The organism is Blautia liquoris (genome assembly GCF_015159595.1).
Taxonomy (GTDB): Bacteria; Bacillota; Clostridia; order Lachnospirales; family Lachnospiraceae; genus Novisyntrophococcus; species Novisyntrophococcus liquoris.
The window spans coordinates 2350366-2372633 of record NZ_CP063304.1 but is presented as its reverse complement, the minus strand read 5'-3'; the positions used below and the strand labels follow the sequence as shown (position 1 = coordinate 2372633).

The 22268-nt window shown below is 43.6% G+C and carries 18 protein-coding genes; 10 read left to right on the top strand and 8 right to left on the bottom strand.

What is annotated here, in order from left to right; all coding sequences use genetic code 11:
• Positions 1 to 20 precede the first annotated feature (20 nt).
• On the bottom strand, positions 21 to 626 hold the full coding sequence (locus tag INP51_RS10810; protein WP_193734861.1) for a TetR/AcrR family transcriptional regulator: 606 nt from the start codon (positions 624 to 626) through the stop codon (positions 21 to 23).
• A gap of 151 nt (positions 627 to 777) precedes the next feature.
• Here INP51_RS10810 and INP51_RS10805 point away from each other — a divergent pair, with 151 nt between their 5' ends.
• On the top strand, positions 778 to 2784 hold the full coding sequence (locus INP51_RS10805) for an oxidoreductase (protein WP_193734860.1): 2007 nt from the start codon (positions 778 to 780) through the stop codon (positions 2782 to 2784).
• 150 nt (positions 2785 to 2934) lie between these two features.
• The gene (locus tag INP51_RS10800) at positions 2935 to 3645 is read left to right on the top strand and encodes a hypothetical protein (RefSeq protein WP_193734859.1); all 711 of its coding nucleotides are present in this window, start codon (positions 2935 to 2937) and stop codon (positions 3643 to 3645) included.
• A gap of 66 nt (positions 3646 to 3711) precedes the next feature.
• Here the strand turns inward: INP51_RS10800 and xdh are convergent, their stop codons facing one another.
• The 6 genes from xdh to INP51_RS10770 form a co-directional block, all read right to left on the bottom strand.
• A complete protein-coding gene (xdh, locus tag INP51_RS10795) occupies positions 3712 to 6276 on the bottom strand; it encodes a selenium-dependent xanthine dehydrogenase (protein ID WP_193734858.1) in 2565 nt (854 codons plus the stop codon).
• Positions 6277 to 6307: 31 nt separating this feature from the next.
• A complete protein-coding gene (locus INP51_RS10790; protein WP_193734857.1) occupies positions 6308 to 7126 on the bottom strand; it encodes an FAD binding domain-containing protein in 819 nt (272 codons plus the stop codon).
• A complete protein-coding gene (locus tag INP51_RS10785; RefSeq protein ID WP_193734856.1) occupies positions 7120 to 7596 on the bottom strand; it encodes a (2Fe-2S)-binding protein in 477 nt (158 codons plus the stop codon). Before INP51_RS10785 ends, INP51_RS10790 begins: the two co-directional genes overlap by 7 nt.
• Positions 7593 to 9719, bottom strand: coding sequence for a xanthine dehydrogenase family protein molybdopterin-binding subunit (locus INP51_RS10780; protein WP_193734855.1), 2127 nt, complete (start codon positions 9717 to 9719; stop codon positions 7593 to 7595). The genes INP51_RS10785 and INP51_RS10780 overlap by 4 nt, the downstream gene beginning before the upstream one ends.
• A gap of 15 nt (positions 9720 to 9734) precedes the next feature.
• Complete coding sequence (locus INP51_RS10775; protein ID WP_193734854.1) at positions 9735 to 10358, bottom strand: nucleotidyltransferase family protein; 624 nt, start codon at positions 10356 to 10358, stop codon at positions 9735 to 9737.
• 125 nt (positions 10359 to 10483) lie between these two features.
• Entirely contained in the window at positions 10484 to 11410 is a 927-nt protein-coding gene (locus INP51_RS10770) for an NTP transferase domain-containing protein (RefSeq protein WP_193734853.1), read from the bottom strand.
• Positions 11411 to 11555: 145 nt separating this feature from the next.
• Here INP51_RS10770 and INP51_RS10765 point away from each other — a divergent pair, with 145 nt between their 5' ends.
• The 8 genes from INP51_RS10765 to INP51_RS10730 all read left to right on the top strand — a co-directional run bounded on the left by INP51_RS10765 (position 11556) and on the right by INP51_RS10730 (position 21111).
• The gene (locus INP51_RS10765) at positions 11556 to 13172 is read left to right on the top strand and encodes a response regulator (RefSeq protein WP_230406772.1); all 1617 of its coding nucleotides are present in this window, start codon (positions 11556 to 11558) and stop codon (positions 13170 to 13172) included.
• Positions 13159 to 14871 (top strand): sensor histidine kinase, encoded by a 1713-nt coding sequence (locus INP51_RS10760; protein ID WP_193734852.1) that lies wholly within the window; start codon positions 13159 to 13161, stop codon positions 14869 to 14871. The genes INP51_RS10765 and INP51_RS10760 overlap by 14 nt, the downstream gene beginning before the upstream one ends.
• Positions 14858 to 15868 (top strand): substrate-binding domain-containing protein, encoded by a 1011-nt coding sequence (locus tag INP51_RS10755; protein WP_193734851.1) that lies wholly within the window; start codon positions 14858 to 14860, stop codon positions 15866 to 15868. Before INP51_RS10760 ends, INP51_RS10755 begins: the two co-directional genes overlap by 14 nt.
• A gap of 156 nt (positions 15869 to 16024) precedes the next feature.
• Positions 16025 to 17215, top strand: a complete 1191-nt coding sequence (locus INP51_RS10750; RefSeq protein ID WP_331463447.1) for a galactose ABC transporter substrate-binding protein — start codon at positions 16025 to 16027, stop codon at positions 17213 to 17215.
• 97 nt (positions 17216 to 17312) lie between these two features.
• Entirely contained in the window at positions 17313 to 18812 is a 1500-nt protein-coding gene (locus INP51_RS10745; protein WP_193734850.1) for a sugar ABC transporter ATP-binding protein, read from the top strand.
• 22 nt (positions 18813 to 18834) lie between these two features.
• Complete coding sequence (locus INP51_RS10740) at positions 18835 to 19905, top strand: galactose/methyl galactoside ABC transporter permease MglC (RefSeq protein ID WP_193734849.1); 1071 nt, start codon at positions 18835 to 18837, stop codon at positions 19903 to 19905.
• Between the two features lie 68 nt (positions 19906 to 19973).
• Positions 19974 to 20237 carry a hypothetical protein gene (locus INP51_RS10735; RefSeq protein WP_193734848.1) on the top strand — a complete coding sequence of 88 codons (264 nt, stop codon included), beginning with the start codon at positions 19974 to 19976 and terminating at the stop codon, positions 20235 to 20237.
• A 97-nt stretch (positions 20238 to 20334) separates the two neighbouring features.
• Complete coding sequence (locus INP51_RS10730) at positions 20335 to 21111, top strand: SDR family NAD(P)-dependent oxidoreductase (RefSeq protein ID WP_193734847.1); 777 nt, start codon at positions 20335 to 20337, stop codon at positions 21109 to 21111.
• 161 nt (positions 21112 to 21272) lie between these two features.
• Here INP51_RS10730 and INP51_RS10725 read toward each other — a convergent pair whose 3' ends face one another.
• Positions 21273 to 22196, bottom strand: coding sequence for a ketopantoate reductase family protein (locus tag INP51_RS10725; RefSeq protein WP_193734846.1), 924 nt, complete (start codon positions 22194 to 22196; stop codon positions 21273 to 21275).
• Positions 22197 to 22268: the final 72 nt, after the last annotated feature.

Below are 22268 nucleotides of genomic sequence, written 5' to 3'. Positions count from 1 at the left end.
CGAAATCCCACCCTTTTGTTTTACGAAAACCATTTTTCTTCTTCTTTCACCAGATCTTCCCTCACCTGTAGTATAAAGATCATTGAATCATGGATCTCCTTCCCCTCGTCGAATTCCCCGTCTTTTGTACACCAGACCAGACAGATGCCGAGGATCTGATTTCGAATGGTATGATAAATGTCCAGCGGGGAACGGGTATTGAGAAACTGCCCTTCCTGCTGGCCTTTTTTTATGATCTGCAGAGTGTTTTCTTTTGTATTGTTCTCCGTTTCAGGGAAGAATGTAGTTCGGCTGTTCTGCAGATTAATCGTGATAATGGATGAAAGTATGTCAGAACCCATCTCTATGGTCCAGTCCACGGTGGGCTTAAAGATTAGCCATAGTTTCAGCCAGCAGTTATCTGTCGTGATAATCTTAGTATGATATTTTCCGGGAATCAGAATATTGTCGTAGAAGGAGTCGATGATTGCATCCTTGCTGGCGAAGTGATAATAGAAGGTTCCCCTTTGTATATCCATGGCATCGCAGATATCCTTTATGGATACGTTCTGATACCCCTTTTCTTTAAATAATTCGATTGCGGTATTGATAATGGCTGCTTTTGTTTTTGTCCCGTCGCTTGGCATGTATATTCCCCTGTCATATAAGATACCATAACTATAGCACAATAATTAAATAATGCAAATCATACCAGAAGCCTATTGACAAAATAATAACAATGGTATATAGTTATTTTATACACGTGTACAAATAAAACTATATAAGAGGTGCAAAAAAATGGGAAATCTGACAGCAATATTTCAGCCTTGGAAGATCGGGAACATGGAAATCAAGAATCGGACTGTTATGGCTGCGATGGGAATACATTCCCCGCGAATGGTAAACAATGATAACAGTTATACACAAGATGGCATCGACTACTTTGTTGAGAGAGCCAAAGGGGGAGTTGGTCTGATTGTGACCGGCGGTATGGCTGTGCAGAATAAGTATGACACAGTGGAAGGCGGGAATTGTGTACTAAATTCCGGAGATGAGTTTATTACAAACTCAAAAAAACTGACGGATGCAGTACATAAATATGGAACAAAGATTGTCTGTCAGTTAAGTGCTGCTTCTGGTCGTACGGCGCCGGTATGGTTTATGTCCGGAGACCCGATCGCACCCTGCGACGGACTTCCAAATGTATGGAAACCGGAGATTAAACACAGGGCACTTACAAAGGAAGATATCCAGATGTATTTACACGGATTTGAGGTAGGAGCAAAACTGTGTCAGGATGCAGGATTCGACGGTGTTGAAATTCATGCCATGCATGAAGGGTATTTGCTGGATCAGTTCGCATTGGCGAACATGAATACCAGAGATGATGAGTATGGCGGATCCAAACTGGAAAACCGTCTGAGATTTGCAAAAGAGATCGTCGAGCGGATTCATGCTGTATGTGGTGATGATTTCCCTGTTTTGATGCGCTATAGTGTGACATCGAAGATGAAGGGCTTTAATCAGGGGGCATTGCCCAGAGAGGAATATGACGAATTCGGTCGTTCGAGAGAAGAATCTGTAAAGGTCGCAAGGCTGCTCGAAAAATACGGGTATGCGGCTTTGGATGCAGATAATGGAACTTATGACTCCTGGTTCTGGGCACATCCCCCAGTTTATATGCCCGAACAGTGTAATCTGGACGACTGTGCATTTATCAAAAAACAGGTGAATATTCCTGTGATCTGTGCAGGACGAATGGAAGATCCCGAGGCAGATGAGAAGGCGATCCGGGAAGGCAAGGTTGATGCGATTGGTCTGGCGAGAAGTCTTCTGGCTGATCCTTACTGGCCTAAAAAAGCAGAAAATGATGATGAGGAAGATATCCGTCCCTGTATCGCATGCCACGTGGGATGCCTGCAGAGAATATTCAATATGAAAGATATGAGCTGTGCGCTGAATCCTGCCTGCTGTAATGAGAGAGCTTATGAGTTGAAACCGACGGATGCTCCAAAGCATGTAATGGTCATAGGCGGTGGCATTGCCGGAATGGAAGCGGCCAGAGTTGCAGCTATAAGAGGACACAAAGTAGATTTGTATGAAAAGTCAGATAAATTAGGCGGAATGTTTATCCCTGCTTCGTCTATGAGTTTCAAAGTTGCCGACAGAAAATTGATTGAATGGTACAAAAGACAGATGGAAAAGACTGGTGTTACGGTTCACATGAATTATGAAGTGACAACGGAACAGGTGAAGAGTGAAAAACCAGACGTTGTTTACGTTGCAACAGGCTCTGCGCCCAGAGTATTATCGGGCATTGAAGGTTCTGATTCCCATGTAATCTCAGCGGTTGATGCACTTCTGAAAAAGAAACCGATTGGTGACAAAGTCGTTATCATCGGCGGAGGTCTGACCGGAATTGAGATGGCTTATGATCAAGTAGTAACCGGAAAAGAAGTCAATGTGGTGGAGGTTCTCCCTGAGATCCTTTCCAAGAAAGACGATCTTTGCGCTGCAAATGAGAATATGCTCAGGATGGCAATCGAGCGGTATCATATTGGTATCCATACCAATGCGAAAGTAGTGAAAATATCGGAAGAAGGCGTCACAATTGAAAAAGATGGCAAACAGTCGGTGCTCCCGGCGGACACCGTAATCAGCAGCATCGGCTATACATCGGAGAATACACTTGCGGAAAGATTAGAGGATTATGATGGACGCGTCGAGACACTTGGAGACTGCGATCATGTATCTAATCTGATGGGTGCTATTTGGAAAGCCTTTGAATCAGCAAGCCAAATTTGATAGATCATGTAATCAAAAAATTAAAAATCCGGCCTGTTTACCCCCGTGGTATTCGGGCCGGATTTTTCAGGGTTTTAAAAATAATTCTTTTATGATAACATGGTTAAAAGCAAGATATCTACACATCAAGTTGAGTGAGGATAGGATAACATGAACAACAATATGATACATATTAAGACTGCCATGGAATTGTTTCCAGGTTTCCAGTATCTGTTCAGAGGAGATATGGCAGAAATCGATTTTTCGGTTATTGAGTTTTTGTTAAAGCAGGGTTGGGCCTTGGAATCATCAGATGAGGCCAGAATCAATGCGGTTTTTCAGGCAGGAATGGACAAGAATGATATCTATGGCACATCTTTTTCAAGTCTGTCATCTGTAAAAGATGTTATTGGGAAATGTAGATTCGTCGCTTCTGACATGGATGAGTTGAGGATCATCAATGAGGCCGCTTCAGGCATTCTGCCACAGGGACATTTGGAATCCGTCGGAATATCTGTGGTTTTGGAGGATTATGACAATAAAAAGCTAAAAGGTTTTCGGATGACAGATATTTCTGAATTATCCGCTTTTGCCAGAAAACTGCCATATATTTCCTTGCGAGGCTGCTTTTTAAAGGGAGATACTCATAATCTTTCAGGAGAGAGTCTTGGAAGATACATACAGAACTGTTACGAAACTGCTAAGCAGATTTCTACATTGGTTCCATGTAAGATATCCTATGTAGATGCGGCTGGCTGCATGGAACCCGTTTTTCAAACGATTCAAGAAGGACGGGAAGTCAGTGATAAACTTAAGATTATGGCAGAAATCGTTAATAATCTGAATCAGACTTCTTTTTATGCAAAGTTGTTGATACAGTAAGAGTGAAAAAGACTTAATATCTTATACCCTTTTATGGAGTTATCAGATATTAAGTCTTGAGTTTTATTACTTCTTGTTATAATAAGTATCTTTCAGCGGCAGACTCTGTCTGAACTTATCATCCAGCCTGTAGTATGCATGTGCGCAGGCTGGTGCGGTTGGAATCATGCAAAGTTCTCCGCAGCCTTTTGCTCCGTAAGAGTATGGAAGTTTATCCTCTTCTTTCGGCTGGCAGAGGATTACATCCAGCTCTGGTGCCTCATCTGCTTTCATAAATCCGATAGTTCCGAACTTGCTTTTCGGATAGCCGTCGACACACTTGTACTCCTCGGTCACGCCGTAGCCAATTCCCATAACCATACCGCCTTCAATTTGTCCCTCCACGGACTGGATGTTAACGGGGGTACCCACATCGAAGGCAGCAACTGCTTTTTCAATTTTGCCTTCTTCATTTAAGATGATGACCTGAGCTCCGTAAGAGTAGGAAACATGGCTGACGGGGTTCTCTTTGATGGCACCGAGAGGATCTGTTTTTACAGAATATTCTCCGAAAAACTCCTGTCCTTCCAAATCAGAGAGGGCTGCTCCATTGTCCAAGGCAAGTTTTAGTTTTTCACCTGCTCTTTTTGCTGCCTCGCCGGTGACAACGGTCTGACGGGATGCTGTGGAGGTTCCTGAATCCGGGGTGCGCACGGTATCTGCCGCTTCGTGGAAAAAGAGTGATGGGTTAAGGCCAGTAGCCTGACAAATTTCAGTCAAAACCATCTGTCCGATTCCCTGTCCCATGCAGGCGGCCGAAGTGCGGATGTGGACTTTTCCATCCTCCACGGATAAAAGAACACGACCGATGTCTTTTTTACCCATTCCGGTTCCTGCATTCTTAAAGCCACAGGCGATTCCGGCGTAGGGGTTTGCATAATAGGTGTCTTTTACAGCATCCAGACATGCTTCCATGTTGGTATTCGGGTCTGCAGTCTGGCCATTTGGAAGAATATCTCCCGGTTTTATCGCATTTCGACGGCGGAATTCCCAGGCATCCAGACCAACCATCTCAGCGAGAAGATTGATGTTCATCTCTGTTGCAAAGCAGCTCTGGGTTACGCCGAATCCGCGGAAAGCCCCGGAAACAACGTTATTTGTATACACAGACATGCCGAAGATATCGATGTTCTGATAATTGTATGGTCCTGCGGCATGTGTACAGGCACGGTGAAGAACCGGACCACCGAGAGAAGCATAAGCTCCGGTATCGGCGATGATCACACCTTTCATTGCAGTCAGATGACCATTTTCATCACAGGCTGTGGTGAATTCCATTTCCATCGGATGACGTTTCACATGATAGTCCAAGGATTCCTGGCGGGTGTATTTGATCTTCACTGGTTTTTTTGTGTACCACGCCATCAAGGCTGCATACTGCTGAACGGACATATCTTCCTTGCCGCCGAATCCACCGCCGACCAGTGGGGAATGGACATGCACTTTTTCCGGTGCTATCTTAAGCATCGTCGAACATTCTCTTTGAACATCATACACGGACTGGCAGGTGGTGTAGATCAAAAGACCGTCCTCATTCTCGGGAAGAGCAACGCAGCATTCAGGTTCCATAAAACCATGCTCCTGCCAGGGGGTCTTATACTTTCTTGTCACGACGTATTTGGAGTTTTTAATTGCCTCATCTGCATTACCGCGTACCAGTGTTGCACGACTCATGACGTTGCCGTCTTCATGGATGAGCGGAGCGTCTCCCTTTAAAGCTTCATAGGGGCTTGTAATTGCGGGAAGTTTTGTGCAGTCCACATCAATGAGAGAGACGATTTCTTCCAGTGATTCCTGACGAGAGGAGGCGACAACTGCGAGGACATTTCCAACATAACGAGTGATATCACCTTCACCCATCATGACATCCCAGTCCTGTTTGATATGACCGATCTTATTGCAGGGGACATCTTCCTTGGTGAGAATCTCCACACAATCCGGGTGCTTTAAAGCGTTCGATACATCAATTTTATTGATGAGTTCTCTTGGGTGTTCGGCGTAGAGACATTTTACATACAGCATGCCATCCAGATAGATATCATCCGTATAAATTCCAGTTCCATTTACTTTTTCAGCAGCATCAATTCGTTTAAAATGTTCGTTCATATGCAAAGTAGTGGGTTGTGCAGGAATTTCCAGATGATCTCTGAAGAAAGCAGCGGCCATCAGGATTGCATCTTCGATTTTCTTGTAACCGGTACAACGGCACAGATTACCCTTGATTGCCCTCTTGACTTCTTCTCTGGTCGGATTCAGGTTGGTATCCAGGAGACTTTTTGCTGAGATAATCATTCCAGGAATACAGAATCCACACTGAACAGCGCCGGCTTCGGCAAAACAATGCTCATAAATTTTCATTTCTTCGGGATCAATACCCTCTACAGTGAGAATGTCTTTTCCTACGAGGGTGCTGATTTTTGGAATACAGGCTTTTATCTTTTTTCCATCGATAAGAACGGTGCAGGTTCCACAGACGCCCTGACTGCAGCCGTCTTTTGTGGCAGTCAGGTGAAGATCGTCGCGTAAAAAGCGCAGCAATTTTTTGTCATGCGGTGTTTCGTAGTCGCGCCCATTGATGTGTAATGTGTACATGTGAAAATCTCCTTTCAAATAACGTGTTACTTTAAATTCCCTTTTCTTCTAAGAAGTCGTTAAGCAGGTTCAGACATACCGTTTTGCGGTATTCAGCCGACACACGGCCTCTGGTTAGAACCAACCGTTTTGCGTAGTCAGCCAAAAGCTGTTCTTTTCCTGCCCTGGCCTCCTCCAGTGTCTTTTTGATCAGTCTGTCTTCTAAATCATGAAATCGAAGAACGGTGTCTGATACGGCACCAAAGGCGGCAGCGATATGTTCAATCTGACCATTTTCAATAGAGATTGTTCCCGCAAACGCAACACGGGAGATGGCCAGTGCATTTCTTCCGCCTACCTTTTTGTAATAACAGTTCTCCATGCCATGCACGGGAACCAGAATATCCACAATTAATTCATCGGATCTTAGATCCAGTTTCTTTCGCCCCTGATAAAAATCTTCGATATCCAAGGTGCGTGTTCCCCTGAGGGAAGCAAGTCTTACTTTTGCATCGCAGACAAAGAATATCAGTGCGGAATCGGCTTTCGCAGATCCATTTCCTATGTTTCCACCGAAAGTCCCGGCGTTTCGGATTGCCGGAGCGGCGATTTCGCGAACAGCGTCCTTCATAAGGGGACTGATCAAGTCAGATTCCAGCGCCTGTGTAAAAGTAACGCAGGAACCGATGGAGACATAGTCGCCCTCTTTACGGATTTGTTTTAATTCTTCGATTCCGTTTATAAAAAGGTAGGAGACATTCTTTCTGTTTTCCACCATGAGGTCAGTGCCTCCCGCATAAGGGACAACGTCGTTACTGCTTCTTATTTCGAGGGCTTCCTTAAGGGAAGCTGGTTTATATCCGTTTACCATAATCCATTTCCTCCTTTTGCGGCCAGGTGGACTGCGTTTACGATTGCATTATATCCGGTACAGCGGCACAGATTGCCGGACAAACCATCGCGGATCTGGGCTTCCGTAGGGTGAGGAATTTTGCTCAGCAAAGCTTCTGCTGCAAGAACCATTCCCGGGATGCAGAAACCACACTGTGCGGCTGCGGTGGAAGCAAACGCTTTGTTCAGAGCGGCGAATCTCTTCGTTTCCCGATATCCTTCCAATGTGACAATATTGCAGCCATCTACCGATCCGACAGCCACGCAGCAGGAGTTGATTAGCATTCCGTCAATCAATACAGAACAGGCCCCACATTCCCCCTCTTTACAACCGCATTTTACACTGGTCATCTCGTAGGTATCCCTTAATACATCCAGAAGACGATTAGCTGCATCTCCGGAATAAGAAGTTTTGGTGCCATTTAACTGAAACTGAATTGCATCCATCATAGTCCCTCCTTTGCAATTACTTTCAAGGTATCTTCTGCGGTGAATGGAACGTGGCTGAGTTTTACACCATGTCCGAGAGCCTGCTCAACAGCTTCAACGTAAGCAGCAGGAACACCGACCAGAGGAAGCTCGCCTGCACCTTTGGCGCCGTAAGGTCCGTCAGGATATTCTTCTACGTGAAGCATACATTTCATATTGGGTACATCAGCGGAAGTAGGTATTAAATAGTCTGTAAAGGAATTGTTGCGAATTCTTCCCTTATTGTCGTAATCCATCTGCTCGATAGAGGCAAACCCAATCCCTTGTAGGAATCCGCCTTCCATCTGTCCCATGACGATGTTGTAGTCGATCGGTGTTCCTACATCGAAATTACCATATGCCCCAAGAATTTTTGTCAATCCCGTATAGGTATCAACCTCGACTTCGACAGCATTTACACCCCATGCATAAGTGGGATAGGCATCGCCCTGAAATTTATCAAGGTAGAACGGAATCACAAAATCTGGTTCTTTAAAGTGTTCTTCCACGATCTGATCTTCTCCGTCTTTCCATTGGGAACGAAGTTTGATCGCACATCTTCGAAGCAGTTCACCGACGACCATGAGTGACCGGGAGGCAACGGTTGGACCGGAATCCGGAACCCTTGCTGTATCCGGGTAGGTATAAGTTACCTGATCCAGAGGAAGATTTAGCTCGTGTGCCACGATCTTTGGAAATGTAGTGAGCAGTCCTTGACCGATTTCCCCGTTGGAAGCCAGAATCTCTACTTTTCCATCCGGATATTTATGAAGCCTGCATACAGCTTTGATGATATCTCGTTCACCGGATCCGGTAAATCCGGCGCCATGAAAATGCATCGAGATGCCCATGCCTCTGCGGTAACGTCCCGTCTGTGGCTTTGCATATTCTTCATGTTTTCTTCGTAAATCACAGACTCGATCTACTTCGTCGAGCATAGCGGGAACCGGAACCGGAAAATGGTATTTTCCTGATGTGGATGTGGCATCTCCCTGTTTCACCATGTGTAGTTCTTTGAATTTTAGACTGTCAATGCCAAGATCCATGGCAATATGGTCCATCATCATTTCAACGGCGAAGAATGTCTGCGGAGCACCGAAACCACGGTATGCTCCCGTCGGTGCGGTATTTGTCTTTAATGCCTTTCCTCTGACATGAAGATTTTCAATATTATAGATTCCGTCAGCACATATAATCCCACGTTGCAATACTACAGCAGACAAGGTTGTGTAAGCACCACCGTTGAATTTTACATCTATATCCATGGCTGTCACATGGCCGTCCTTGACCGCCACTTTGTATGTACAGAGAGATGGATGACGTTTTGTGGTGAACTCCATGTCTTCGCGGCGTCCGAAGATGCAGCGCACAGGGGCATTGGCTTTTTTTGCGGCGACGGCTACCTGACATCCGAGAATTGAAGGAAAGTCTTCTTTCCCGCCGAAGGCCCCGCCAGTTGCATCCTGTTTGATGTGTATCTGATCCGGTCCGCAGGCGAGGGCACGCATGATGGCACCGTGAATATAATAAGGACATTGAAGAGAGCCATGGATAAGCATCTTCCCATCTTTTTCGGGTTCGGCGATCATTCCCTGTGCTTCCATATAGGCCTGCTCCTGATATCCGGTTGTAAATTCTTCTTCATAAATCTTGTCGGCTTCTGCGAAAGCTTTTTCCATATCACCTTTGCCGAATTCATAATCAAAGAATACGGTATCTGCTTTGCGGATATCGAGAACTGGCTCCAGCTCTTCATAGGAAACCTTGATCTTGGACAATATGTGGTCGACCTCGGATTCCTCTGGTCCAACAATCATTCCTATGGGCTCGCCGATATATTCCACGGTATCCCGGGCAAAGACAGGTGTGTCGTCTTTTACGATATTTACGTTATTGTCTCCGGGGACATCTGTCTTGTCAACATAGCAATATCCATCCGGAAGCGGTGGGACATCAACCGATACAAGTTTTGCATGTGCAAGTGTTGAACGTAAAAATTTTCCTGTTAAAATATTGTCATCATGATAATCACTTACATAGATGGCCCTACCTGTTATCTTGGATTCATGGTCTTTCTTAACTACGGGCTGACTGATGTTTTGCATTTTCTTTTACCTCCTTTACATTTGGGCAGTGCAGAATTTCCTGATACATAGTTCATAGTCTTTTTTGGTATCCAAATCGACCCATACTCCTTCATCATCTACAGGGACGTGGATCACGAAATCTTCATACAGTCTCCATATCTGTCTGAGCCCGCCATCTCCTTGATAATTCAATATAATATTCAGAAAAGTGAAATCTATTAAAGGCGGGTGTTTCCGATATCCTTCTAAAGTGGGAAAGATGACTGAAGCCTGATTGGCAGGGTGTGCTTTTAATAACTTTAAGAATGTACTTTTTTTAACGACCGGCATATCTCCGGGAAGCAGGAAAAATGCTTCACACGGGGGCATGACCCTAAGTCCGTACTTAATAGAAGTCAGCATATCTGTTGTGGCGTAATTTGGGTTGTATGTAAAGATGATCTCACTTCCATAATGTAAAGAAAGAACAGACTGTATTTCATTGCCTCGATACCCTAAGACAATCACAACTTGTTTTACGCCGGCCTGCAGCATGCTGTCAACGGTACATTCGATCAGTGTTTTTCCCTTAAATGGCATCAAGGGTTTAAAATCGCCCATGCGGCGGGATAACCCTGCAGCAAGGATCAGGCCACAGACAGGCTTTGTGTCATACATATAAAACCACCCCTTTCACAGCAGTATTTTTGTCTATAATGCTATTATAAAAAGGGTGGAAGGGTAATTCAAGTTCTTCCTTGGAAGTACATGCTTTTGTAGTACGGGTTATTGTTTGAGACTTATCAGAACAGACCGGTTTTCCGAAATAAGCTGGTGAATTCTTTCTGCGAAAAACGGAAGATGTCATCTTCTAAAAGCTGCCAGTTTTTCAGAAACTGCAGTCCCCTTGATGTTAAAGTGGTTTTTCCGCCTCGGCTTCCTCCATGACGACGCGCTACAACCGGATAACCAGTTTCCTCCTCAAGGTCATTCAACATATCCCAGGCTTTTCCATAGGATAAAGCCATGAGGTTACAGGACTTTCTGACAGAGTGCGTATCATAAATCAGATATAGCAGAAGCTTTGTTCTCGTATTGAAAAAGATGGACTCTTTTTGAAGACTCAGATCCACCGTCGGATGTAACAGAGAGCGGTTGTGTACAGAAAGGTAATTTTCCAACTGGCTGCTGTCACGGACACTGAAGAGAATACCCGGGTCGTCTACAGAGACGAAAGTCCGCTGATCTGCCATATCAGAGATGGCATTTCTAAGTCCGCCTGTTCCTGAGTAGGCGATAATCTGCGGTGCTGCCATTTCAGAGAAAACAATCGGGTGTCCACATTTGTTTTTATAGGAAGGGGTTATGATGTCTCCCCTGGCTGTAATCAGGTGAATTAGAGTATCCGGGGTGAACATGGGTACATTGACTGGAGTAAATACGATCCGGTCACATTTTCCCGATAGGTAGTTAAGGCCGATTTTGACGGAATCAATCAGTTCCGGCTGTTCACAGTTTTGATTATGAACAAAAATCACGCCATAGCTCGACAGCTGATATTTTACTTCATCTTCCTCGGTCCCTGTCACTACTACAATCGGAAAAATCCCAGCCTGCTGAAACGTAATGACAATTCGTTTGATGATCGAAATACTTCCAATCTGAAGCAAAGGCTCTGCAGCTTTTTGACTGGCGGCAGCAATTACGCCGCCAATACGGCTAATTTTCATGCATATGCACCTCCTGAATCTTAATTGTAAAATGCATTTGTCTGTGATATGATTTGTATATATTTGCTTTTAATAAAGATAATTATATCATTTATCTATTCAAAATGACAGCGTTATTCTTGTGAAAAAATAAGGAAGGAAACATATGGGTGAAGTGACCAAACCGAATCAGATTTATACCGTGATCGTGGCGGATGATGAGGAAGAGATTCGAAGAGGAATTGTGAGAAAAGTAAACTGGGAAAAAGTCGGCTTTAAAGTGATCGGAGAAGCTGAAAATGGAGCTGATGCATTGGAACTTGTGGACAAGCTGGAACCGGATCTGCTGATCACGGATATCCGGATGCCTTTTTTATCCGGAATTGAGCTCGCCAGGGAGATCCGTGAAGTGCGTCCCACGGTTCAGATTGCATTCTTAAGTGGATACGATGATTTTTCGTATGCCCAGCAGGCAATTCAGTATAATATTGTAAGCTATATGCTCAAACCTATATCTTCTGGTGAAATAGAGGAGGAACTGAAAAAAATCAAAGCCGATATGGACAAGAAGTTTGCACTGTTTACACAAAACAGTCAGGAAAAATACGAGATGAAAAAGTCGGAATTTCTCCTTCCGCTCCTTCTCGACAGCTTTCAGCAGAGCGTGGAGACGGAAGAGAAACTGGAGGAAAATGCCATATCCTGCGGACTCCTCAGGAATCCAAAACCTGAGACTATGGAATATGTTGTGCTGGTGGTCGGAATGGAAGATGAATCAGGAGAGGATATGACAAGTAGAAATAGTGTCCGTGCGGTCGATACGATTTTGAAAAAATATATCCGATATGCGAGCTGCTACATGAAAGGAAGAGTAGTATCCGTTCTGGCGGCAACGAAGCAGGGGATGAAGAAATATCTGCACATTATCGTGGAAGAGATTGTTGAGAGCGTGGAACGGATGATGCAAGTGAGATGCCGGATCGGTGTAAGCCGAAGCATGGGGACACTTGTCGGCTGCCGGGAAGGATATCTGGAGGCCATGAATGCACTCAGTTACTCAAAGCCGGGACAAACCAGTGTGTTTTTTATTGCGGACGAGGAACAGAACAAGAGTCTGGAGCAGGAAGATTTCAATGCTATTACCGATAAGATTGACTCGCTTTTACGTGGTGGAACGAAGGAAGAGATGCAGGATTACCTTTATAAGCTGGAACATAAGATGCGTGCCGGAAAGAATTCTCTGATGGGGCTTTTTATCCTGATCTCACAGATATCGGCATCTGTCTATAAAGTTGTATATTCCGTTGCCGGGGATCAAGGGATTCAAAAGCTGCAGGAAGCCTGCCCCATAAACCAACTGCAGGAATTGGAGAGAACAGCCGAGAATCTAGAATATATGAAACAATTATGTGTATGTGCCAAGAAAATTTTGGTTGAAAAAAGAAAGAAAAGCAGTGAAGTGATTTGTGAGCAGGCAGTAAAGATGATCGACAAAGAGTATACTAACCAGGATATCTCTGTGCTTTCCATCAGTCAGGAGATGGGGGTGTCACCTAATTATCTAAGCAGCTTAATTAAGAAGAATACCGGAAAGACATTAGTAGAATTGATTACAGACAGAAGAGTTTGCAGGGCCAAGGAACTTCTCGTCAGTACTTCTTTTAAGATCGGGGAAATCACGGAAAAATGCGGCTATAAAGACCAGTATTATTTCAGCCATTGTTTTAAGAAAAACACAGGGTTATCTCCAAATGCATTCAGGAGGGAACATGAACAAAAGTGATAAAAAACGGAATATCTCAATATCAGGCATCTTTATTGCCATGGTTATGACGATTGTGATTATTTCTACTATCGCCGCGATGCTGATTTTCGTCCAGATCTATAAAAATGCCATGGAGCAAAGTGCTGTCACAAGCGGAACACAGATCAGTGGTCAGGTTCTGAACACGGTGGAAAACTATACAAATGAAATGCAAAATGTCATGCAGCAGATCGTATTACATATGAGAAAGGGGTCTCTGGAAGATCTCGCATTTATCCAGAATATGGTTGAGATTCGTTCTGACATCGTTGCTGTCACGACTTATGATAAAGATGGAAACCTACTCGACTGCTGGAATAATGGACAGGAGCTTAAAAGAAAAAGTGCAGATCATGCCGTCTATACGGATGACGGAAGTGATGACGGACGTCTAAATATTTCGAAACCACATGTGGAATCCTTGTTTGTGGAATATTACCCATGGGTTGTTACTCTTTATCAGAAAATATCGGCACCGGATGGAGCCGATATTCAGGTCAATATGGATATTCGTTTTTCAGATATTGCGAACTATATTGATAATGTTGGAATCGGACAGCATGGATATGTGTATATCGCTGATTTGGACGGCAATCTGATCTATCATCCACAGCAGCAGCTGATCTATTCCGAGCTGAAGAAAGAAAAAGGCACACATCTAAAAGAAGGCACACATAAGGAATCTGACGCTATTTATACCGTACACAATCTGAGTAACTGTGACTGGAAGATTGTAGGTGTCTGTTTTGTGGATGAGATGATCACTGCAAAGGTTAAAAATGCTGTGAAAATCCTTCTGATTATGTTATGCGGAATTCTAGTTGCTGTATTTCTTCTGGGGCTGGCATTTTCTGAACTTTTCTCGGCACCGGTAAAGAAACTCGCGCATGCGATGCGTGGATTTGAAAAGAACACGGAAAACTTTGTTTTTATACCAGTAAGAGGAACGACAGAGATCACGACGCTTTCAAGTTCCTTTGCTCACCTAGTGGTGCGAATACAGAAACTGATGGAACAGGTCAGACAAGAGGAGATTAGCCTGCGAAAAACAGAGTTGAAAGCACTCCAGGCACAGATTAATCCGCATTTTCTTTATAATACGCTCGATGCGATTGCCTGGATGTGCGAGGATGGCAGAAATGAAGAGGCAGAGGAGATGGTGAATGCTCTTGCACGGCTTTTTAGAATCAGCATTAGTAAAGGGCATGAACTTATTCCAATTGCAAAGGAAGTTGAACATGCTAAGAGTTATCTAAAGATAGAAAACTTCCGTTATAAGAATCAATTTATATACTCGTTCGATGTTGAGGAGAGGTGTCTTTTATATTACTGCAATAAGATTACGCTGCAGCCTATTATTGAAAACGCAATCTATCATGGTGTCAATCAGATGGTTGACGAAGGCGAGATTCAGATTCGTATCTTTATGGATCAGCAGGATATTGTTTTTCAGATTGAGGATAATGGGATTGGAATGACTGAGGAACAGTGCAGTGAAATCCTGCATCAGGAGGCGAGCGACAGGGTAGGAATCGGCATCAAGAATGTCAATGATCGAATCCAAATTTACTTTGGTGAGAATTATGGCCTTTTTATTAAAAGTGAACCGGATGAAGGCACCTGTGTCACCATCCGCATCCCAAAGATTGAGGAGGATACAGATTATGGACAAAAGTAAGTGGAGGATCATACTTTCGATCGGGGCCGGAGCAGCACTGCTGATCTCCATCTTCGCCATTGCCTTCCGCGGCAATCTGTGGATTTTGGGAAATAATGAGGACGGCAGTGATGCCCTCGACAAAGATAAAGTCGTATTTATTACAAAATCTACGAATTCGGCATTCTGGCAGTCCGCATACGCAGGGGCGAATGCAGCAAGTGCAGAGTATAATCTTGATCTTATCTGTGAAGGACCGGACAGTGAAGAGAAATACGAGATGCAGAACCAGATGATTGATGAGGCGGTAAAAGATCGTGCAGATGCGATCATATTATCAGCAATTGATTTCGAGGCGAATGCAGATGCCGTGAACCGGGCTGCCCAAAAAGGGATCAAAATTGTGGTCGTAGACAGCCCGGTGGACAGTTCTAAAGTGAAATGCTATATCGGGACGAATAATTATGAGGCCGGATGTATGGCAGGGAAAGAGGCACTGTCCAATCAAGCCAAAAGCTTGAAGATCGGAATCGTGAACTTTGATAAAAACACGCAGAATGGTCAGATGAGGGAGAATGGGTTTCGCAACACCGTAATGAAAGATGATCGATCGGAAATTATATCATCCATTAACGTCAAATCAACAGTTAAAGATGCAAAACAGGGGACGATTCAGATGTTGAAAAGTCATCCCGAGATTAATGTCATCGTGACTTTCAACGAATGGACCAGTCTGGGAGTTGGATATGGAGTTGAAAGTCTGAAACGAGGCAAAGACACTCAGGTGATTGCCTTCGACAGCAATGTAAAGTCTGTGAGTATGCTTGAAAACGGAGATGTCGATGCACTGATTGTCCAGAATCCTTATGCAATCGGATATCTGGGCGTCGAGAATGCTTATGCCCTGATTAACGGGCAGGAAGTAAAATCAAAAGAAATTGAGACGTCCAGTATTCTGGTGACCAGGGATAATATGTATGACGAAAAAAGTCAGCGTGCTCTCTTCTCCTTTGACTAAGAGAGTTGTATAAAAGTGTAGGGTTTCAGCCAGTAAGATTTTACAGAGGTACTGTAGAATAATACAAAAAGTAAATAGTATAACACATGTACTCATAGTTTCTCTCATGGTATTCTTCTATAAGAAGACAGATAGTGTCAACAAAAAGGAGGATGAATGATGAAGAAAAAATTACTGGCTGTTATGCTCACAGCAACAATGGCGATGGGAATGTTTGCAGGTTGTGGAAGCTCTGATGACAAGAGTAAGGGAACAGACGGCGGGAAAAGTACAGCAAGTACTTCCAGTGAAAAGACAAGTGACAAAACGGACGATAAAAAATCAGACTCGGATGCGAATGTAGCAGTGTTCTATTACACATATTCAGATACCTATATCGCTTCCGTACGTACGCTTTTGGACAAGAAACTGGATGAGATGGGACTCGAATATCAAGATTATGATGGAAACAGCAACCAGACAACACAGAATGAACAGATTGACACTGCAATTCAGACAGGGGCAACCATGCTGGTGGTGAATATTGTTACTTCAGGATCTGTAGATGCTTCCAGCCAGATTGTGGATAAAGCGAAAGCAGCTGGAATCCCAGTTGTATTCTTCAACCGGGCAGTAGAAGATGATAAGACAGAAGGAGATGTTCTCGGAAGCTACGATCAGTGTGCATTCGTAGGAACAGATGCTCCAGAAGCAGGACATATGCAAGGAGAGATGATTGGAAAATATCTCTCAGAGAACTATGATGCTGCTGATCTGAACGGTGACGGCAAGATTTCCTATGCAATGTTTATGGGACAGCTTGGCAATGCTGAAGCAATCTATCGTACACAGTACGCAGTAGAGGATGCGAACAAAGTCTTAAAAGAAGCCGGAAAACCGGAGCTGGAATACTTTGATCCGTCAAATTCAGATAAATACCAGGTAGACCAGGATGGTAACTGGAGTGCTACGGCGTCCAATAATTATATGAATACAAATCTTTCCCAGTATAATGAGGAAAATAACAACATGATTGAACTTGTTATCTGCAATAACGATGGTATGGCAGAAGGTGCAATCTCAGCGTTGAATGACAAGGGATACAATCTGGGAAGTGGAAAAGATGGCAAGACGATCCCGGTATTTGGTGTGGATGCGACAGACGCAGCAAAGCAGCTGATTGGTGACGGCAAGATGACCGGAACGATCAAACAGGATGCAGATGGTATGGCCGAATGTATTGCAAAACTTATGCAGAACGTGGCTAATAGCAAAGAAGTCATGGATGGAACGGATTCCTATAATATATCCGATAAAGTCAGCAACAAGATTTATATCCCATATGGAGAGTACACCGGGGAAGAATAATATGCAGCATCGCTGATAAAGGAGAAGGCGGCGGCCAGTCGGTTGGCCGTCGCCTTCCCTGATGAGATGACTGGACGACTGAAGACGGGAGGCAGATATGAAACAGGATGTTTTACTGCAGATGACGGATATCTGCAAAGAATTTCCAGGTGTAAAAGCACTGGATCATGTGTCTTTGACGGTGAAAGCAGGCACTGTACATGCCTTAATGGGTGAAAATGGTGCCGGCAAATCCACACTGATGAAATGTCTGTTCGGAATCTATGAAAAGGACAGTGGAAAGATCGAACTGGAAGGAAAAGAGATTAACTTTAAGAGTTCAAAAGAAGCTCTCGAAAACGGAGTAGCGATGGTACATCAGGAACTGAATCAGGCTCTGAAACGGAGTGTCATGGATAATCTGTGGCTTGGCCGTTATCCGAAGATCGGCAAAGTCATGGTAAATGAAAAAAAGATTTATCATGACACGAAGAAAATCTTTGATGAGTTAAAGATCGATGTAGATCCGAGAAGGATTATGAGTACGATGCCAGTATCCCAAAGACAGATGGTAGAGATCGCAAAGGCCGTGTCGGTTAATGCAAAGGTCATTGTCTTTGATGAACCGACTTCCTCTCTGACGGAGGAGGAAGTGGAGCATTTGTTCGATATCATACGGATGCTGAAGAAAAGGGGATGCGGGATTATATACATATCCCATAAGATGGCAGAAATTAAGAAGATCTCGGATGAAATTACAATCATGCGTGATGGTACATGGATTGCGACGGAAGATGCAGGCAATCTTGAGATGGATGAGATTATACGACTGATGGTTGGACGTCCGCTCACAAAGCAATTTCCCCCAAAGACGAATACCCCGGGAGACTTTATTCTGGAAGTAGATCATCTGTCCGGGATGTATTCACTGCTTGAGGATGTGACATTCCAAGCGAGAAAAGGCGAGATTCTGGGTGTTGCGGGACTGGACGGAAGCGGAAGAACCGAGCTTTTGGAGACGATATTTGGAATCTCGACGAGAAAATCCGGAACGATTCGCCTGAACAAAAAACTAGCCAGGAATACTAGCTCTGAGGATTCCATCAAGAATGGATTCGCTCTTCTTACCGAGGAACGGCGTGCAACGGGTGTTTTTAATATCCTAAATATCAGAGAAAACAGCGTCATTTCAAGTCTCAACAGGCATAAAAGATATGGAGTTTATCTCAGTGAAAAATCTATGCGGGAAGATACACAAAGATATATCGATGCACTGAGTATCAAAACGCCCGGTCAGGAGACAAAGATCCGTGCTCTTTCGGGTGGAAATCAGCAGAAAGTGATTCTCGGAAGATGGATGCTCACTGATCCGGAAGTTTTGCTTTTGGATGAGCCAACCAGAGGGATCGATGTCGGTGCGAAGTATGAGATCTATCAACTGATCATTGATCTGGCAAGTAAAGGAAAAGTTGTGATCGTGGTATCCTCAGAGATGCCGGAGCTGATGGGAATCTGCGATAGAATTCTTGTTATGTCAGGAGGACATCTTGCGGGAGAGCTGTCGGCGGAAGAGGCGACGCAGGAGAAGATTATGACTTATGCTGCAAAATATGTATGAAATTATACAGGAGGCTTTACGGATGAAAGCAATCACAAACATAAAAACACGTTATCAGGATTACCGTGCTCTGGACCGGAGAGGCAAAGTGCGGGCATGGAAAGAGGGACTGATCAACAATGCTCTTTACATTATGATTATCATTGCTGTTATTTACACGTATACGAAGAATCCCAGATTTCTGAGCACATCTTCGATCGTCAACATCATATCACTTTCCGCTGCGAATATTCCAATTGCCTGCGGAATTGCCGGCACGATTGTGCTCACGGGCACCGATCTTTCAGCCGGACGTGTGGTTGGGCTGACGGCATGTATCTCGGCGTCTCTTTTGCAGTCGACAACCTATGCGACAAAGATATTTCCAAGTCTTCCGGTTTTGCCAATTCCACTGGTTATACTGATTGTGATTATCGTGGGCGGAATTATCGGATGGGTAAATGGCTTCTTTGTCGCCAAATTTCACCTGCATCCGTTTATTGTAACTTTAGCGACTCAGCTGATTGTCTATGGAATTCTGTTGATGTACATCATGATAAATGGAAACAATGGGCAGCCGTTATCAGGACTTGATAAATCCTTCAAGGATTTTGTCACAGGCAGTATTATCAAAGTAGGAAAAGTTCCGATACCGAATTATGTCTGGTATGCATGTATTGTAATTGCATTTATGTGGTTTATGTGGAACAAAACTACTTTCGGAAAAAATATGTTCGCTGTAGGTTCCAACCCGGAAGCTGCTAATGTATCAGGTGTTAACGTTATGAGAACCACCATTCAGGTGCATACACTGGCAGGCTGCATGTATGGTATCACAGGGTTTATAGAATCTGCACGCATCGGTTCCAACCAGGCAAATACAGGACTTAACTACGAGGCGGATGCGATCGCCGCCTGTGTCATTGGTGGTGTATCATTCGTAGGTGGAACTGGTAAGATCAGCGGCGTTGTGATGGGAGTATTTATCCTGCGAATCATCTTTGTAGCACTGAATTTCCTGTCAATCAATCAGAACCTGCAGTATGTAATTAAAGGTCTTATTATTCTGGTTGCCTGTGCAGTGGATATGAGAAAATATCTGGTGAGAAAGTAATCAAAGTATGACTGTCCATTGATAAAAAGTAAAAAGATAGCATTATCTGAAAAAGTGGAGGAACTTGTATGAAAGAGAAAAGGCCGCAAGAAGGATGGAAGGACAATGTAAGAGTCGCGATTTACGCGATGGCCGGGGTATATCTGCTGTCGCTGTCATACAACATGTTCAGGGCAATTTCCTCCAGTCACGGAAATGAGCAGCTATTGATGATTGTCTTTACGATTCTGTTCACTGTAATTGGATTCGGGATGGTGTTTTTTGGAATTGTCAGCGGATATAAGAATAGAAAAAAAATGAGGGAAACACAGGGAGAAAAGGAAGAGAGTTAATATATAAATAAATATAGTTTTGAGCTTACTGTGGACATTATATCATATATGGGTTAAAATGAGAAAAAATATCGATCTATGGAGGCTAATGGAGAACATGACTAATTTATTTGATTTAAGTGGTAAAGTAGCGGTGATTACAGGTGCAAGTTCAGGCCTTGGCGCAGATGCGGCACTGGCATACGCCCAGGCAGGGGCAGATGTAGCTTTGCTTGCCAGAAGAGTGGAAAAGCTTGAGAATGTTAAATCTGAGATTGAAAAGACAGGCAGGAAAGCAATTGCTGTGGGATGTGATGTGTCAGATGAGAATAAGGTGAAAGCAGCGATCGGACAAGTAGTTGATGCTTTTGGACATATTGATATCCTGTTAAATAATGCCGGAATTGCAGTTGGCGGAGGAGTCGATTCCATGTCTGTTGAGGATTGGGATAAATCTTTTGACACGAATGTCAAAGGGATCTTTCTTGTCAGCAAATATGTTGTCCCGCACATGAAGGCGCAGAGCTATGGAAAAATTGTAAACATTGCATCCATTAATGCGGTGATCGCTGACAAAGGTGATATGTTTATCAGACATTCCTACAATGCATCTAAATCTGCAGTTTTGGGGCTGACAAAAGGTATGGCAGCATCATATGCAAGATATGGAATCACAGTAAACGCTGTTGGACCAGGACTTTTTGAAAGTGAGATGACGAGCGGCACACTTTTTAAGTCCGATGAATTTCTGAAATTATACAATAATACAAATCCTGCAGGACGTCCGGGAAAGCGCGGAGAACTAAACGGTACAATACTTTATTTTTCCAGTGATGCATCCAGTTATGTGCAGGGACAGTTTGTCATCGTTGATGGAGGAAGTGCTATCGTTTAATCATCAAATCTGAGCTTGTAAGTTAAATATTTTTTTATATACAAAAATATGGTTTGACTTTCTGCGGTAAGAAAGTTTTAATAGGATATGAACGAAAAAAAGGTGGTGTCATACCATGGTGTACCATAGTGTGACACCACACTCTTCCTTCAAATAGCCTTTCAATAGTTTCTTTCCAATCTTTTGACTTCCTGATAAAGCATTCGATTGACTGGCACATCTAGATTATATATTTTTGCTTTGTTGATCACTGTACCTGAGAACAGTTCGACCTCTGAATATTTCCCGGAAACACCATCTTGCCGCATGGAAGGCATTCCATCAGGATTTAAAGTATCTGTCATATCTACATAGTATTCCAGGTCTTCTTCGGTTACAGAAACGTGTTCTTTTTTTGCCAGTGCTATAACTTCCCGCATAGCTGCTTTCATGGTTTCACGCGCCTTTCCCTCTTGCTGAACAGTTCCATAATTTCCTTGAGTGACCATAACAACTTGATTGACACCGACATTCAGCATCCACTTACTCCATAAGCGGTGAATGATATCCTTCTCACAGACATAGGGAAGATCTATATGATCAAATAAATCAATAACAGCGTGAAGCATCGGCTGTTTTTCTGATTCATCTTCGGGGATACCGATACACAGTTCGCCCATATGAGAATAGGTCAGCTGATTTCCAAGCTTGACTGCATCCATTCCTTGAGCCACGCAATATAGCATATGATTAGTTCCCAGTGCTTTTCCAATAATATCCTCGCTGGTAATGCCATTTAAAAGGGATAAAATGATAGTATGATTACCCACATAATTTTTCGCGGATGAGATGGCACTTGACAGGGAGCTTGCCTTAACAGCGAATATCAGCAAGTCTGCGGTTTGGTTTGTATTGTCTTTATCGGAAAATTTAAAATTACATTTTTGACCATTGCAGATCACACCCTGTTCTTCATACCTTCTAATTCGATCTTTGTCGGCAATAAATGATACCCTGTCATGACCAAGTTTATCTGCGAAGAAATTTCCGAATAGAACACCAAGGGCACCCAACCCGATAATTGATATATTCTGAATTTTCATCATAATCATCCTCCTCATTGAAATCTGTTAACAAATATCATAAGTGATTTAGCAGAAAACCGCAAGATAAAAATC